This is a genomic window from Streptomyces sp. NPDC001070, assembly GCF_053598835.1.
This window is the reverse complement of sequence record NZ_JBSFLB010000005.1, coordinates 74,431-90,415: the sequence shown is the minus strand read 5'-3', so window position 1 is coordinate 90,415 and position 15,985 is coordinate 74,431. Positions and strand designations below refer to the sequence as shown.

The window sequence follows — 15,985 nt, the reverse complement described above, 5'->3', positions numbered from 1 at the left end:
ACCGCAGCCGCAGTACGCGACCGCCGCACACCACGACCTCGGAGTGAGGAAACCCCCCTCCCGGACGGGAGAAGCTGGGGTGGTCTGACGACCGATATCTGTATCCGCATCCTCTGACCCAGAGAAGAGACCGCACCACGATGTCCTGGCTGTCCAGAATCAGCCTCGCCCAGCGCGCCCTGATCGCGCTCATGGCCGTGGTCGCCGTCGTATTCGGCGCGATCGCGATACCTTCGCTCAAGCAGCAGCTGCTGCCCTCCATCGACCTGCCCGTCGTCTCGGTGATCACGACCCTCCAGGGTGCCTCGCCCGATGTCGTCGAGAAGCAGGTCGTCGAGCCGATCGAGGACGGCATCAAGGGTGTCGACGGGATCACCGGCATCACCTCGACGGCCAGCGAGGGCTCGGCCGTGATCATGGCCCAGTTCGACTACGGCAACGACAGCGACAAGCTGGTGGCCAACGTCCAGCAGGCCGTGAACCGGGTCTCCTCGCGTCTGCCGGAGGCGGCGGACCCGCAGGTCGTGGCCGGCTCGACCGACGACATCCCGACCGTCGTGCTCGCCGCCACCTCCACCGGGCTGGACCAGCAGGCGCTCGCCGACGGCCTGGACCGCTCCGTGGTCCCCGTGCTGCAGGACATCGACGGCGTCGGCCAGGTCACCGTCACCGGCGTCCAGGACCAGGTCGTCACGGTCACCCCGGACGACGCGAAGCTCGCCAGGGCAGGGATCGGCGCGGCCGCCGTGGTGCAGGCGCTGCAGGCCGGCGGCCACCCGGTGCCCGCCGGCTCCTTCGACGAGAACGGCAAGAGCCGTACCGTCCAGGTCGGCGGCGAGTACGCCTCGCTGGACGAGATCAAGGACCTGCGCGTCCCGGCGGCCGCCAAGCCCGTGCGGCTCGGTGACATCGCCACCGTCGTCGAGGCGCCGGACGCCACCGACTCCATCACGCGCACCGACGGCGAGCCGAGCCTCGGCATCGCCGTCACCATGACCCAGGACGGCAGCGCCGTCGCGGTCTCCACGGCGGTCAAGGACAAGCTGGCGGACATGGAGCGGGACCTCGGCAAGGGCGCGAAGCTCACCGTCGTCAGCGACCAGGGTCCGGCGGTCTCCAAGTCGATCCACGGCCTGACCACCGAGGGCCTGCTGGGCCTGCTCTTCGCGGTCCTGGTCATCCTGGTCTTCCTGGCGTCGCTGCGCTCGACGCTGGTGACCGCGCTCTCCATCCCGCTGTCGGTCGTGCTGACGCTGATCGTGCTGTGGACCCGCGACCTGTCCCTCAACGTCCTCACGCTGGGCGCTCTGACGATCGCCATCGGCCGGGTCGTCGACGACTCCATCGTGGTGCTGGAGAACATCAAGCGGCACCTGGCCTACGGCGAGGAGAAGCACTCGGCGATCATCACCGCCGTGCGCGAGGTCTCCGGCGCGGTCACCGCGTCCACGCTCACCACGGTCGCGGTCTTCCTGCCGATCGGACTGGTCGGCGGCCTGGTCGGGGCGCTGTTCGGCTCCTTCTCGCTGACCGTGGCGGCCGCGCTGCTCTCCTCGCTGCTGGTCTCGCTGACGGTGGTGCCGGTGTTCTCGTACTGGTTCCTCAAGCCCCCGGCCGACGCCGGCACGGCGGACCCGGACGAGATCCGCCGGGCGGCGGAGGCGAAGGAGGCCGGCAGCCTCCTGCAGCGGCTGTACGTCCCGGTGCTGCGCTTCGCCACCCGCCGCCGCATCACCAGCGTCGTGATCGCGGTCGCGGTGCTGCTGTGCACCTTCGGCCTGGTCCCGCTGCTGAAGACGAACTTCTTCGACCAGGGCGACCAGGACACCCTGACGGTCAAGCAGCAACTCGCGCCGGGCACCAGCCTGAAGACGTCCGACGCCGCGGCCGGCAAGGTCGAGAAGCTGCTGGGGAGCATCGACGAGGTCAAGGACTACCAGGTCACCGTCGGTTCCTCCGGCTTCCTGGCGGCCTTCGGCGGCGGTACCGGCGCCAACCAGGCCAGCTTCCAGGTCCGGCTGAAGGACGCCGGCGACACCGCCGCCGCCCTGGACAAGATCCGCGCCGGCCTGAAGACGCTCGACGGCGTCGGCACCACCTCGGTCTCCGCGGGCGGCGGCTTCGGCAGCCAGAACCTGTCGGTCGTGGTGAAGGCCGCCGACGGCGACACCCTCGCCAAGGCCGCGGACCAGGTCCGTGACGCCGTGGCCGGACTGGACGACGTCACCGACGTCACCAGCGACCTCGCGCAGTCCGTGCCCCGGATCGAGGTCCACGCCAAGCAGGCCGAGGCGGCGAAGTACGGCCTCAACGACACGACCATCGGCGCCGCCGTCACCCAGGCCGTGCGCGGCACGACCGTCGGCAAGGCGGTGCTGGACGACACCGAGCGCGATGTGCGGGTCACCTCCGCGCAGGGCGCCACGACCCTCGCCGGGCTCAAGGCGCTCACCATCGCCACCCCGGCGGGCCCGGTGAAGCTGGGCAAGGTCGCCGACGTGGTGGAGGCCCCCGGGCCGGTGCAGAAGACCCGGATCGACGGCGCTCGGGCGGCGACGATCACGGCGACGCCGACCGCCGACAACACCGGCGCCGTCAGCACCGCCCTGCAGAACAAGATCAAGTCGCTCCACCTCCCCAAGGGGGCGACGGCCGAGATCGGCGGCGTCTCCTCGGACCAGGGCGACGCCTTCTCGGGGCTCGCGCTGGCGATGCTCGCCGCCGTCGCCATCGTCTTCATGCTGCTGGTCGGCACGTTCCGCAGCCTGGTCCAGCCGCTGGTGCTGCTGGTGTCCATCCCGTTCGCCTCGACCGGCGCCATCGGCCTGCTGCTCATCACCGGCACCCCCCTGGGTGTGCCGGCACTGATCGGCATGCTGATGCTCATCGGCGTCGTCGTGACCAACGCGATCGTGCTGATGGACCTCATCAACCAGTACCGCGCCCAGGGTTACGGCGTCGTGGAGGCGGTCATCGAGGGCGGCCGGCACCGTCTGCGGCCGATCCTGATGACCGCGCTGGCGACCATCTTCGCCCTGCTCCCGATGGCCCTCGGGGTCACCGGTGAGGGCGGCTTCATCGCCCAGCCGCTCGCCGTGGTCGTCATCGGCGGTCTGCTCACCTCGACGCTGCTGACGCTGCTGCTCGTCCCGACCCTCTACACGATGGTCGAGATCCGCAAGGAGCGCCGCGCCAAGCGCAAGGCGCTGAAGCGGGCCGCCAAGAACGGCGGTCCCGGAGCCGGCGAGGCCGAGCAGGAGCCGGTACTGGCCGAGGTGTAGCGGCAACCTGCGGCAGGGCCCGGGGCGTTCACAGTCGCCCCGGGCCCCGCCGTACGTCCGGGGCCGCCGGTCCTACAGGAAGAACCCCGACGGGATGTACGGCTCCGGCGGTCGCATCCCGCGCAGGCAGACATAGCCGGACGTGCTCAGCTCCAGCCCGGCCGTCAGGCCGACGTCCACCGCCCACTGCTGCTCGGCCGTCAGATTGCCGACCCGTGCCGGGGTGCCCTCGGGCAGGCTCAGCAGCGCGGCCGTGAGCAGCCGGGTCGCCAGCCTGCGCGACGTGGCGGCCAGCAGCCGTACGTACCCGTCCTCGCCGACGTAGCAGTAGCCGCTGCCGGCGAGGTCGTCGACCACCAGCAGGCCGCTCTCGGTGAGCAGTTGGTCGTGGTCGGGGCCGTGCGCGCCGCCCCGGGTGCGCCGGTCGACGGAGTCCATCAGGTCGCGGTGCTTGGCCGACCCCTCGTGCACCGCCCCGTCCGGCGCCGGCAGGTCGCCCTTGCGGACGGCCCCCTCCAGGCGCATCGCCGGATGCAGCGCGAAGCCCGCCCGGCGGTAGGTCGCCGCCGCGCGCGGGTCGGGGGAGCTGCAGATGATGGCGCGCAGGCAGCCGCGCCCGTAGGCCAGGGCGGCGGCGAGCAGTTCGCGTCCGACCCCCTGCCGCTGCGCGGACGGCAGCACGGCGAAGAGCGACAGTCCCCAGGTCCCCTCGCGGCGCGTCGACATGGCGACCCCCAGTGGCATGCCGGAGGTCTCGTCGACGGCCAGCCAGCAGCCGCCGGGGTCGGTACGCGCGACGTACCGGTTGCGCCGTCGCAGCAGCGCGGCCCGCTCGGGAGGCATCTCCTCGGGCGGGCCGCCGCCGGGCAGGGCGCCGGAGGCGCCGAACGCGGCGGCGGCCACGACCGCTACCGCGTCGGCGTCCTCGTCGGTGTCGTGTAACGGGCGCAGGATCATGCGCCCATCCTGCCCCTACGGCAGGGCGAGCATCCGCTCCAGCGCGAGCTTGGCGAAGTGCTCGGTCTCCTGGTCGACCTGGATCCGGTTGACGACCTTGCCGTCCGCGAGCGACTCCAGCGCCCACACCAGGTGCGGCAGGTCGATCCGGTTCATGGTCGAGCAGAAGCAGACGGTCTTGTCGAGGAAGACGATCTGCTTGTCCGGGTGCGCCTTGGCCAGCCGGCGCACCAGGTTGAGCTCCGTGCCGATCGCCCAGGCGGAGCCGGCCGGGGCGGCCTCCAGGGCCTTGATGATGTACTCGGTCGAGCCGACGTAGTCGGCCGCGGTGACGACCTCGTGCTTGCACTCGGGGTGCACCAGGACGTTGACCCCGGGGATGCGGGCGCGGACGTCCTCCACCGAGTCCAGCGAGAAGCGGCCGTGCACCGAGCAGTGGCCGCGCCACAGGATCATCTTGGCGTCGCGCAGCTGCTCCGCCGTGACCCCGCCGTTCGGCTTGTGGGGGTTGTAGACGACGCAGTCCTCCAGCGAGAAGCCCATCTCGCGGACCGCGGTGTTGCGGCCGAGGTGCTGGTCGGGGAGGAAGAGCACCTTCTGCCCCTGCTGGAAGGCCCACTCCAGGGCCCGCTTGGCGTTGCTGGACGTGCAGATGGTGCCGCCGTGCCGGCCGGTGAAGGCCTTGATGTCGGCGGAGGAGTTCATGTACGAGACGGGCACGGTGACGTCGGCGACGCCGGCCTCGGTGAGCACGTCCCAGCACTCGGCGACCTGCTCGGCGGTGGCCATGTCGGCCATGGAGCAGCCGGCCGCCAGGTCGGGCAGGATCACCTGCTGGGCCTGGGAGGTCAGGATGTCCGCGGACTCGGCCATGAAGTGCACACCGCAGAAGACGATGTACTCGGCCTCGGGGCGGGCGGCGGCGTCACGGGCCAGCTTGAAGGAGTCGCCGGTCACGTCGGCGAACTGGATGACCTCGTCGCGCTGGTAGTGGTGACCCAGGACGAAGACCTTGTCGCCGAGCTTCGCCTTGGCGGCGCGGGCGCGCTCCACCAGATCCGGGTCCGAGGGCGCGGGCAGGTCACCGGGACAGTCGACACCGCGCTCACTGCGCGGGTCGGACTCGCGGCCCAGGAGGAGCAGGGCGAGCGGGGTCGGCTGGACGTCCAGCGGTTCGGATGTGGTGGTCACGGGCCCGGAGCCCTTTCTCTGCGGAACTGCGGCTCAAACCTTTTCGTCTATTTGACGCTATCTATCATAACCCGTTCGCGTCAGAATGACGATGGCCCTCGCGTCAGTGTGACGCATTACCCGTAGCCGGTCCGGTGTGCGAGCATGGAGGGCGCCAAGACGCATCGGACCCGGAGGAATGAATCCGGGAGGCCACCGGTTAACGGTCGTGCCAGCAGTCCGTACAACCCGGGAGTGAATCAGATGACGGTTCAGGACGAGACCAGCCAGAGCGAGGGCATCATCCTGTCCGACGCGGCGGCCTCCAAGGTCAAGAGCCTGCTCGAGCAGGAGGGCCGCGACGACCTCGCGCTGCGCGTCGCCGTCCAGCCGGGCGGTTGCTCCGGCCTGCGCTACCAGCTCTTCTTCGACGAGCGTTCGCTCGACGGCGACGTCGTGAAGGACTTCGGCGGTGTGAAGGTCGTCACCGACCGCATGAGCGCCCCCTACCTGGGCGGTGCCTCCATCGACTTCGTCGACACCATCGAGAAGCAGGGCTTCACGATCGACAACCCGAACGCCACCGGCTCCTGCGCCTGCGGCGACTCGTTCCACTGAGCCTTGTCGCACGAAGGCGGCGGACACCCGAGGTGCCCGCCGCCTTCGGCATGTCCTGAGGGTCCAGGCGCCCGCGTCCGCGGTCACCGCTGCTTCCGCGGCACCGTGCTGCCGTCGGAGAGGTCGACGACCTTGCGGTCGCCCAGCGGGGTGTCGAGACGCACTGTGCGGGTGAACCGCTTGGCGATCATGATGCAGGCCCTCCCCGGGTCCTTCTGGACCACCGTGATCCGGACCTTCACCACCGCGCCCGACTCGTCGGCCGAGGCCGTGTAGTCGCTGCACACCCCGCCCCAGAAGCGCAGCGAAAGCTGCGTGCCCTCGGCGCGGTACGACTCCACCTTCGCGGCCGAGGTGGCCGGGGCCGCCGTCCCCGAAGGCAAGGGAGAGGCCGTGCCGCCGCTGATGTGGGCCGGGTCCACCGCCGGCTGGGCCAGCACCGAGGTCCGCTTGACACCCTCCTGCGCCACCTCGAAGAGCCACGAGGGCACCAGCACCTGCCGTCCGGCCACGAACTGCGCCGACAGGCCGAACTCGGCCTTCCGCACCTCCATCGGCCGGTTCGCGCTCGGCACGCAGGGCATCACCTGCGGCAGGGCCGGATCGTCGCCGGGGGAGCGGGACGGCTTCGGCACCACCGTGGGGCAGTCGCCGATCCCCAGGTCACCGCCCGTCCCGGGGCGCTCCAGCTGCTTCAGGGCCTCCTTCGCGGACACCACGGGATAGGTGGCGCCCTCGGACAGCGGCGACATCATGCCGTACCCGCTCACCAGCAGGCCGTCCGAGCCGACCCGCACGGCCGACCGCCAGCCGTGCGTGGGCAGCCCCGCCACCCGCGGATCCGCGGTGACCGTGCGCAGCGCGCCGGAGACCTCGCTCGCGTCCGTACGGGCGCCCTTCAGCCCCAGCGCGGCGAAGACGGGAGCGGCCTTGCGCAGTGCCTCCGCCTCCGGCACCACGAGGTCGTCCCGGGCCGGGGCGCGGTTCTTGTGGGGCACGGCGCCGTAGTACGAGTACGCCCAGGTGCCCGGCGCGTCCTTGTTCACCCGGAGTGCGGGACCGCCGCCGTCGGGTGTGCCCCCGGCCTTCCAGACGCCGTGGTCGGACTTCACGGTGCCGGGCACGCCCAGAGCGCGCGCCAGCTTCTCCACGGCGGCACGCGACACGACGCCGGGCCGCTGGACGGCAGCTGAGGATGGGCCGTCGGGCAGATCGCCCCCGGCGGTGAGCTCGGCGCCGGTGGGGCGGAACCCCCCGTCCAGCCGCAGCGGCTCCGGGGAATCGCTCCCGCTGCCGCCCGAGGCCCTCGGCGCGCCTTCTCCGGCGCCCGACGAGGCCCAGTACGCACCGCCGCCCCCGGCGGCCAGCACGGCGACGGCGACCGCCGACATCACCCAGGGCGACGTGTGCCGGCGGCGCGGTCGTGTCGGCTCGCTCTCCACGATGGCTCCTTCGGCTCCGTACAACTGCGTGCAGCTGCTGACGTCCCGGTCCTTCAACCGGGGGACGTCACTTGGACGGGCCGGAGCGCTTCGCGGTTCCGATCAGTCGGCGTACTCGGCCATGCCCTCGACGACGTGCGCCGATGCGGCCGGCACGGTGATCCCGTGCAGGCTCGACGGGGTGACCCGCGCGGATTCGGCCTTCGCGGGGACCTCCCAGTGCTCGGCCATCTTGCGGCAGTCGCCGATGAGCTCGGCGAGCGACTCCGGGTCGCCGAGGGGGGCAGCGGGAAGAGGAGTGGTCATAGACACGACCCTAGGCACCCGGGGTCACGGGAGAAAGCCCTACTATCGGGTAGTTTCACCGTGTCGGCGCCCACCGGCCCAGCCGGTAGCGTGGACAGGTCCCGTCCGCCGCCCGCCTCCGCAGGAGCATCCCAGCCGTGCGTATCGCAGTCACCGGCTCCATCGCCACCGACCACCTGATGACCTTCCCCGGCCGATTCGCCGACCAGCTGGTCGCCGACCAGCTGCACACGGTCTCCCTCTCCTTCCTGGTCGACACGCTCGACGTACGCCGTGGTGGCGTCGGCGCGAACATCTGCTTCGGTATGGGCCAGCTGGGTGTCCGGCCCATCCTCGTCGGCGCCGCCGGCTCCGACTTCGACGACTACCGCGCCTGGCTCGACCGGCACGGCGTCGACACCGCGTCCGTCCGGATCTCCGAGGTCCTGCACACCGCGCGCTTCGTCTGCACCACCGACGCCGACCACAACCAGATCGGCTCCTTCTACACCGGCGCCATGAGCGAGGCCCGCCTCATCGAGCTGCAGGCCGTCGCCGCCCGCGTCGGCGGCCTCGACCTCGTCCTCATCGGCGCCGACGACCCCGAGGCGATGCTCCGCCACACCGAGGAGTGCCGCACCCGCGGCATCCCGTGGGCGGCGGACTTCTCGCAGCAGATCGCCCGCATGAACGGCGACGAGATCCGGATACTGCTGGACGGCGCGGCCTACCTCTTCTCCAACGAGTACGAGAAGGGCCTGATCGAGTCCAAGACCGGCTGGACGGACGAGGAGATCCTCGGCCGGGTCGGCACCCGCGTCACCACGCTGGGCTCGCGCGGCGTCCGCATCGAGCGGTCCGGCGAGGAGCCGATCGTCGTGGGCTGCGCGGAGGAGGACGCCAAGGTCGACCCCACGGGCGTCGGCGACGCCTTCCGCGCCGGCTTCCTCTCCGGCCTCGCGTGGGGCGTCGGCGTGGAGCGGGCGGCGCAGGTCGGCTGCATGCTCGCGACGCTGGTGATCGAGACCCTCGGCACGCAGGAGTACCAGCTGCGCCGGGCCCACTTCATGGACCGCTTCACCAAGGCCTACGGCGACGACGCCGCCGAAGAGGTCCGCGCGCACCTGCGGTGACGCGCTGACGACGTCGGCGGGGCAAGGCGCCCGGCTTCCCCCGGCCCTCGAAGGGCCAGGGGGAGCCGGGCGCACTTGTCTCCCGGGTTGCGGCCGGCGCCCGAGGCCGAGGCCGGGGCAGAGGCCGGGGCGGCCCGGCACGGGCCGGGGAAGAGCCGGCCCGGTCCCGCCCACCTGCGTGCGGGCGTGAGGCACTGCCCGGCCGTGGAGCCGGGGAAGAAGCGGTGGGCGCCGCGCCGTCAGGGCCGGTCCGCCCTCGCTCCGGCCGCCGCCGGGAGGGCCCCGTACCCCGCGGCGGACGGGCCGACCGCGCCCCGGGCGTGGGCGACGCCGAGGTCAGGAAAGGCGGCGGACCCAGTAGGCCGTGCCGCGCGCGGCGGGGTGCGCGCCGAGGTACTCCTGGGCGCGCATGTCGCACCAGGCGGGGATGTCGAGCCGGGCGGCCTCGTCGTCGGAGAGGACTGAGACGACGCCGCCGACCGGCACGTCGCCGATGACCTTCGCCAGCTCGATGACCGGAATCGGACACCGCTTGCCGAGGGAGTCGACGACGAGGTCGGGCCCGCCGACCTCGTCGTCCGCCGCCCCGGTCACCCGCCCCCCGCGCGCGGGTGCCGGCGTCGGCGCCCCGAGCCGCTCCCGTACCGTCCGCACGACCCCCGGCAGCACTTCGAGGAAGCGGTCGACGTCGCCCGCCTCCGCCCCCGCCGGCAGCGAGACCCGGACGTTCCCCTCCGACAGCACGCCCATCGCCTTGAGCACATGGCTGGGCGTCAGCGTGCTGGACGTGCACGACGACCCGGAGGAGACGGAGAAGCCCTCCCGGTCCAGCTCGTGCAGGAGCGCCTCGCCGTCCACGTAGAGGCAGGAGAAGGTCACCACGTTCGGCAGCCGCAGCTCGGGGTGGCCCACCACCTCGACGTCCGGGACCAGTTCGGGCACCGCGGCCCGGATCCGGTCGACCAGCGCGGACAGCCGTGCCGCCTCCGCGTCCGCCTCCGCGCGCACCGCCCGCAGGGAGGCCGCCGCGGCGACGATCGCGGGGAGGTTCTCGAAACCGGGCGCGCGCCCCGACTCCCTTTCGTCGGTGGGGCCCTGGGCGGCGAAGCGGGTGCCCTTGCGGACCGCGAGCAGGCCCACCCCGGACGGACCGCCCCACTTGTGGGCGCTCGCCGTCAGCAGCGACCAGCCGCCCGCCACCGCCCCCCAGCCCAGCGACTGGGCGGCGTCCACGAGCAGCGGCACCCCGGCCGCCCGGCACAGCTCGGCGGCCTCCTCGACCGGCTGCACCGTGCCGACCTCGTGGTTGGCGGACTGCAGGCACGCCAGCGCGGTGTCCTCCCGCAGCGCGGAGCCGAAGGCGTCGGCGTCGACCAGACCCGAGCGGTCCGTCCCGACCTCCGTGACGTCGGCGCCCTCGACCGCGTGCAGCACGGAGGAGTGCTCGACGGCCGAGACGACCACGTGCCGGCCGACCCGGCGGCGCCCGGCGAGCGCCCCGGCCACCCCCGTGTGCACGGCACGCGTACCCGAAGGAGTGAAAACGAGTTCGTCCGGACGGCACCCGGCGGCGTCGGCCGCGGCCTCCCGGGCGGCGTCGAGCAACAACCGGGCGCGGCGCCCCTCGCGGTAGAGCCGGAGGGGATCCGCCCACCCCTCGTCGAGCGCGGCGAGCAGGGCCTGCCGGGCGACGGGATGCAGTGGTGCGGCGGACGCGGCATCGAAGTAGGGCACGTTGTGCACGGTACGCCCAGCCGCCGCGGAGGTCGTCTGGGGACCAGTCAAAAGGCCCCGAAACGGGGCCCTCCGCAGGTGCGGAGCGGTGCCCGGCACCCCTTCGGGGGCCGCCCCGGCGCGTTGGCCCCCCTCCCCGCGCGCCCCAAAATCGAGTCCAGTAGGGTTTGGTCCGCATAAACATCCACACCACTGCCCGCGCCAGGGCGACCGACCAGCACAGGCCGGGAATCCGGACGCGCGGGCGAGACTCTCGGGAAGGCGCTACGTGAGTCCCTACGGCTCCGACCGCTCGTCGCGGCGCCCGATGCGGCGGATTCTGCCGCAGGCGCTGGCCGCGGGCCTGGTCCTTGCGACCGCCACCGGTTGCACATACGAGGACTTCCCCCGCCTCGGCATGCCCAGCCCCGCCACGGAGCAGGCACCGCGGATCCTGTCGCTCTGGCAGGGTTCCTGGGCCGCCGCGCTCGCGGTCGGCGTGCTCGTCTGGGGACTGATCCTCTGGAGCATCATCTTCCACCGGCGCAGCCGCACCAAGGTGGAGATCCCGCCCCAGGTCCGCTACAACATGCCGATCGAGGCGCTCTTCACCACGGTCCCGCTGGTCATCATCTCGGTGCTGTTCTACTTCACCGCCCGGGACGAGTCCAAGCTCCTGGAGACCTCGAAGACCCCTGACCACGTCGTCAACGTGGTCGGTTTCCAGTGGAGCTGGGCCTTCAACTACGTCGAGGACGTGGACGGCAACCCGTCGACCCCCAAGGCCGGCACGGTGCCCCCGGAGCTCTCCTCGATCCCGGCGAAGAAGCTGGACGCGCCCGCGGGCGCCGACGGTGTCTACGACTTCGGCACGCCCGCCTCCAAGGACCAGGACACCGGCAACCCGGGCCCGACCCTGTGGCTGCCCAAGGGCGAGTCGGTCCGGTTCGTCCTCACCTCGCGTGACGTCATCCACTCCTTCTGGGTGGTGAACTTCCTGTTCAAGATGGACGTCATCCCCGGCCACACCAACGTCTTCCAGGTGACCCCCAACAAGGAGGGCACCTTCGTGGGCAAGTGCGCCGAGCTGTGCGGCGTGGACCACTCCCGGATGCTCTTCAACGTCAAGGTCGTCTCGCCGGAGGCTTACAAGCAGCACCTCCAGGACCTGGCGAAGAAGGGCCAGACCGGTTACGTCCCGGCAGGCATTGCCACCACCGGCAACGCCAAGAACGCGGAGACCAAGACCCAGTGAGCATTCTCAACGAACCCCACGGTGCGGCCGCCGCCCACGACGCGTACGCGGACGAGATGCCGGTCCGCACGAAGCAGCCCGGCAATGTCATCGTCAAGTGGCTGACCACCACCGACCACAAGACGATCGGCACGCTCTACCTGGCGACGTCGTTCTTCTTCTTCCTCATCGGCGGCGTGATGGCGCTCATCATGCGCGCCGAGCTCGCCCGCCCGGGCACCCAGGTGGTGTCCAACGAGCAGTTCAACCAGCTCTTCACGATGCACGGCACCGTGATGCTGCTGATGTTCGCGACGCCGCTCTTCGCCGGCTTCGCGAACTGGATCATGCCGCTGCAGATCGGCGCGCCCGACGTCGCCTTCCCGCGGCTGAACATGTTCGCCTACTGGCTCTACCTGTTCGGCTCGCTCATCGCGGTCGCCGGCTTCCTCACCCCGAACGGCGCCGCCGACTTCGGCTGGTTCGCCTACTCCCCGCTGACGGACGCGGTCCGCTCGCCGGGCATCGGCGGTGACCTGTGGATCATGGGTCTGGCCTTCTCCGGCTTCGGCACGATCCTCGGCTCGGTCAACTTCATCACCACGATCATCTGCATGCGCGCCCCCGGCATGACGATGTTCCGTATGCCGATCTTCGTCTGGAACGTGCTGCTCACCGGTGTGCTGGTGCTCTTCGCCTTCCCGGTGCTGGCCGCCGCGCTGCTGGCCCTGGAGGCCGACCGCAAGTTCGGCGCCCATGTGTTCGACGCGGCCAACGGCGGTGCCCTGCTATGGCAGCACCTGTTCTGGTTCTTCGGGCACCCAGAGGTGTACATCATCGCGCTGCCGTTCTTCGGCATCATCAGTGAGGTCATCCCGGTCTTCTCCCGGAAGCCGATGTTCGGCTACGTCAGCCTCATCGCGGCGACGATCTCCATCGCCGGCCTCTCGGCGACGGTGTGGGCCCACCACATGTACGTCACCGGCGGTGTGCTGCTGCCGTTCTTCTCCTTCATGACCTTCCTGATCGCCGTACCGACCGGTGTGAAGTTCTTCAACTGGATCGGCACGATGTGGAAGGGCTCACTGAGCTTCGAGACACCGATGCTCTGGGCGATCGGCTTCCTGATCACCTTCACCTTCGGCGGTCTGACCGGCGTCATCCTGGCCTCTCCGCCGCTGGACTTCCACGTCTCGGACTCGTACTTCGTGGTGGCCCACTTCCACTACGTCGTCTTCGGCACCGTCGTGTTCGCGATGTTCTCCGGCTTCCACTTCTGGTGGCCGAAGTTCACCGGCAAGATGCTCGACGAGCGACTGGGCAAGATCACCTTCTGGACGCTGTTCTTCGGCTTCCACGGCACCTTCCTCGTCCAGCACTGGCTGGGTGCCGAGGGCATGCCCCGCCGGTACGCGGACTACCTGGCCGCGGACGGCTTCACCACGCTGAACACCATCTCGACCATCAGCTCCTTCCTGCTGGGCCTGTCAATGCTGCCGTTCCTCTACAACGTGTGGAAGACCGCCAAGTACGGCAAGCCGGTCGAGGTCGACGACCCGTGGGGCTACGGCCGCTCGCTGGAGTGGGCGACCTCCTGCCCGCCGCCGCGGCACAACTTCCTCACGCTGCCCCGCATCCGGTCCGAATCCCCGGCCTTCGACCTCCACCACCCGGAGATGGCCGCTCTGGACCAGCTGGAGAACGTCGGCGCGGCCCCGGCCGTGTCCGGCGGCGATGAGAAGGAGAGCGGCAAGTGAAGTTCCAGGGCAAGCTGTTCCTGTGGCTGTCCGTCTTCTTCCTGGGCATGGCCACGGTCTACGGCCTGTGGTCCAAGGAGCCGGTCGGCACCACGGCGCTCTTCCTCTCCTTCGGCCTCTCCGTGATGGTCGGGTTCTACCTGGCCTTCACCGCCCGCCGCGCGGACACGGGAGCCCAGGACCGCGAGGACGCGGACGTCGCGGACGACTCCGGCGAGCTGGGCTTCTTCAGCCCGCACAGCTGGCAGCCGCTGCTGCTGGCCTTCGGTGGTGCCACGGCCTTCCTGGGCATCATCTTCGGCTGGTGGCTGATCTACTTCGCGTCGCCGTTCATCCTCGTCGGCCTGTGGGGCTGGGTCTTCGAGTACTACCGGGGTGAGAACCGCACCCAGTGAGCGCTCCGCGCGCCCACCCGCGACACGGCGATGGCCCGGACACCCGGAAGGGGGTCCGGGCCATCGCCCGTTCGTACGCGCTCGGCGGGCGGCGGGAGATCATCTCTGCCTAGCGTGGTGACCATGGGTCACTTTTCTCCGCGCCGCATGGCGATCGCGATCGCAGCAGTGACACTGTCGGCGCCGCTGGCTTCCTGTTCGGACAACGGCGATCCCCTCGCCACGGTCCCCTACGACGCCGCTGGCCAGGTCGTGTGGACCGGGGGCATCACCGGGTCGAAGAAGGCCGACCCCAAGAAGCCGCTCGAAATCACCGTCAAGGGTGACGGCAACCGCATCACCGATGTGACGGCCACGGACAGCTCCGGACGCTACGTGAGCGGCCGCCTGTCCGCGGACGGCAGGCGCTGGAGCAGCACCTCCAAGCTCTCCGCCGCGTCGCACTACGTCGTCCAGGTGACCACCGAGGACACGAAGGGCCGTCAGGGCCGCAAGACGCTCGCCGTCGACACCTCGGGCACCAAGCGCCGCCTGAACGTCACCTTCGGCCCGGAGAGCGGCACCTACGGCGTCGGCCAGCCCATCACGGCCGAGCTCAGCGCGCCCGTGAAGGACCGCCTCAGCCGGAGCATGGTCGAGCGCAATCTGCACGTCAACGCCTCCCCGGCGGCCGACGAGGGCGCCTGGTACTGGGTCGACGACCGCACCCTGCACTACCGTCCGCGCACCTACTGGCCGGCGCACGCCCGTATCGACGTCCGCAGCACGCTGAACGACGTCCACGTCAAGGGGTCCCTCTACGGAGGCAAGGTCAAGCCGCTGACGCTCAGGACCGGCGACCGCATCGAGGCCGTCACCGACGCGGCCACGCACACCATGACCTTCAAGCGCAACGGCAAGCTCGTCCGCACCATCCCGGTCACCACCGGGAAGCCCGGCTTCTCGACCCGCAACGGCATCAAGGTGGTGCTCGGTCAGGAGGCCAACGTACGGATGCGCAGCGAGACCGTGGGCATCGCCTCGGGCAGTTCCGACTCCTACGACCTGCCCGTCCAGTGGGCCACCCGGGTGACCTGGAGCGGTGAGTACGTGCACGCGGCGCCCTGGTCCGTGGGCTCGCAGGGGATCGCCAACGTCAGCCACGGCTGCGTCGGCATGAGCACCGAGAACGCGCACTGGTTCTTCGACAACGTGCGGCGCGGCGACCTGGTCTCGGTCGTCCACAGCCTGGGTGAGGACATGCCCGCCTTCAGCAACGGCTTCGGCGACTGGAACCTCACCTGGAGCCAGTGGCGCAAGGGCAGCGCGGCAGGCACGCGCGAGGGCGCCGACCCGGCCGTGGCGGACCGTACCGACGCCCCTGAGGCCCGCCTGCGGCCGGAGATGTGACGCCGCCAGGGCCCTGCCTCCGGCTCCCCGGGGCATCGCGCCAGGGAGCCGGAAGCAGGGCCCTACGCGTCGATGGACAGCCGCTGCCTCAGCAGCCCCGCCAGGGCGGCGCTCAGCTCGACCGGGTCGACGGGGTGGCTCACCGCCGCGTCGGCCCGGCTCCAGCTGGCCAGCCAGGCGTCCTGGGGACGCCCGATGAGCACCAGCACCGGCGGGCACCGGAAGATCTCGTCCTTCACCTGACGGCACACGCCCATGCCGCCGGCCGGGACGGCCTCGCCGTCCAGCACGCACGCGTCGATGCCGCCGTTCTCCAGCGCGCTGAGCACCGCCGGGAGGGTCGCGCACTCCAGGTACTCGACCGGCGGGAGATCGCTCGCAGGGCGGCGGCCGACGGCCAGACGGACCTGTTCCCGGGTGTTCCTGTCGTCGCTGTAGACCAGCACCGTCGCGGTCGTCTGCATCCGTGCCTCCTCGCCGTCGTGGAGTCGCCTGCCTGTGGCCGAACCCTACTCCCGAGCAGGGGGCTTCGAGGAGGGTTAGCCCCTTCGGGCGATGCCTTTCCCTACCTCAAGGGCCTTGACACACCGAATGGCACCCCCCGGAGTGAG

General features: G+C 71.0%; 13 protein-coding genes. 7 read left to right on the top strand and 6 right to left on the bottom strand.

The window, feature by feature from the left end:
- The first annotated feature begins 140 nt into the window (after positions 1 to 140).
- A complete protein-coding gene (locus tag ACWDAS_RS08040) occupies positions 141 to 3,281 on the top strand; it encodes an efflux RND transporter permease subunit (protein WP_450388009.1) in 3,141 nt (1,046 codons plus the stop codon).
- A 72-nt stretch (positions 3,282 to 3,353) separates the two neighbouring features.
- Here the strand turns inward: ACWDAS_RS08040 and ACWDAS_RS08035 are convergent, their stop codons facing one another.
- Together ACWDAS_RS08035 and nadA are read right to left on the bottom strand one after the other, a co-directional pair.
- A complete protein-coding gene (locus ACWDAS_RS08035; protein ID WP_450388008.1) occupies positions 3,354 to 4,238 on the bottom strand; it encodes a GNAT family N-acetyltransferase in 885 nt (294 codons plus the stop codon).
- Between the two features lie 15 nt (positions 4,239 to 4,253).
- Positions 4,254 to 5,429: a quinolinate synthase NadA gene (gene nadA / locus ACWDAS_RS08030; protein WP_450388007.1), complete on the bottom strand. Its 1,176-nt coding sequence runs from the start codon at positions 5,427 to 5,429 to the stop codon at positions 4,254 to 4,256.
- A gap of 243 nt (positions 5,430 to 5,672) precedes the next feature.
- Between nadA and ACWDAS_RS08025 the strand changes: the two genes are divergently transcribed.
- Positions 5,673 to 6,026 carry a HesB/IscA family protein gene (locus ACWDAS_RS08025; protein WP_431946412.1) on the top strand — a complete coding sequence of 118 codons (354 nt, stop codon included), beginning with the start codon at positions 5,673 to 5,675 and terminating at the stop codon, positions 6,024 to 6,026.
- Between the two features lie 83 nt (positions 6,027 to 6,109).
- Here the strand turns inward: ACWDAS_RS08025 and ACWDAS_RS08020 are convergent, their stop codons facing one another.
- Positions 6,110 to 7,468: a hypothetical protein gene (locus ACWDAS_RS08020; protein WP_450388006.1), complete on the bottom strand. Its 1,359-nt coding sequence runs from the start codon at positions 7,466 to 7,468 to the stop codon at positions 6,110 to 6,112.
- 102 nt (positions 7,469 to 7,570) lie between these two features.
- Positions 7,571 to 7,774 carry a hypothetical protein gene (locus ACWDAS_RS08015; protein WP_450388005.1) on the bottom strand — a complete coding sequence of 68 codons (204 nt, stop codon included), beginning with the start codon at positions 7,772 to 7,774 and terminating at the stop codon, positions 7,571 to 7,573.
- Between the two features lie 137 nt (positions 7,775 to 7,911).
- Between ACWDAS_RS08015 and ACWDAS_RS08010 the strand changes: the two genes are divergently transcribed.
- Complete coding sequence (locus ACWDAS_RS08010; protein ID WP_450388004.1) at positions 7,912 to 8,886, top strand: carbohydrate kinase family protein; 975 nt, start codon at positions 7,912 to 7,914, stop codon at positions 8,884 to 8,886.
- Positions 8,887 to 9,222: 336 nt separating this feature from the next.
- On the opposite strand, the gene ACWDAS_RS08005 is transcribed toward ACWDAS_RS08010, so the two are convergent.
- Entirely contained in the window at positions 9,223 to 10,620 is a 1,398-nt protein-coding gene (locus ACWDAS_RS08005; protein WP_450388003.1) for an aminotransferase class V-fold PLP-dependent enzyme, read from the bottom strand.
- A gap of 268 nt (positions 10,621 to 10,888) precedes the next feature.
- On the opposite strand from ACWDAS_RS08005, the gene ctaC reads away from it, so the two are divergent.
- The 4 genes from ctaC (at position 10,889) to ACWDAS_RS07985 (ending at position 15,374) form a co-directional block, all read left to right on the top strand.
- Complete coding sequence (gene ctaC, locus ACWDAS_RS08000) at positions 10,889 to 11,854, top strand: aa3-type cytochrome oxidase subunit II (protein ID WP_450388002.1); 966 nt, start codon at positions 10,889 to 10,891, stop codon at positions 11,852 to 11,854.
- Entirely contained in the window at positions 11,851 to 13,590 is a 1,740-nt protein-coding gene (ctaD, locus tag ACWDAS_RS07995; RefSeq protein WP_450388001.1) for an aa3-type cytochrome oxidase subunit I, read from the top strand. Before ctaC ends, ctaD begins: the two co-directional genes overlap by 4 nt.
- Positions 13,587 to 13,985: a cytochrome c oxidase subunit 4 gene (locus ACWDAS_RS07990; protein ID WP_450388000.1), complete on the top strand. Its 399-nt coding sequence runs from the start codon at positions 13,587 to 13,589 to the stop codon at positions 13,983 to 13,985. Before ctaD ends, ACWDAS_RS07990 begins: the two co-directional genes overlap by 4 nt.
- Positions 13,986 to 14,108: 123 nt before the next feature.
- On the top strand, positions 14,109 to 15,374 hold the full coding sequence (locus ACWDAS_RS07985; RefSeq protein WP_450387999.1) for an Ig-like domain-containing protein: 1,266 nt from the start codon (positions 14,109 to 14,111) through the stop codon (positions 15,372 to 15,374).
- A 62-nt stretch (positions 15,375 to 15,436) separates the two neighbouring features.
- On the opposite strand, the gene ACWDAS_RS07980 is transcribed toward ACWDAS_RS07985, so the two are convergent.
- Positions 15,437 to 15,838: a hypothetical protein gene (locus tag ACWDAS_RS07980; RefSeq protein WP_450387998.1), complete on the bottom strand. Its 402-nt coding sequence runs from the start codon at positions 15,836 to 15,838 to the stop codon at positions 15,437 to 15,439.
- Positions 15,839 to 15,985 lie beyond the last annotated feature (147 nt).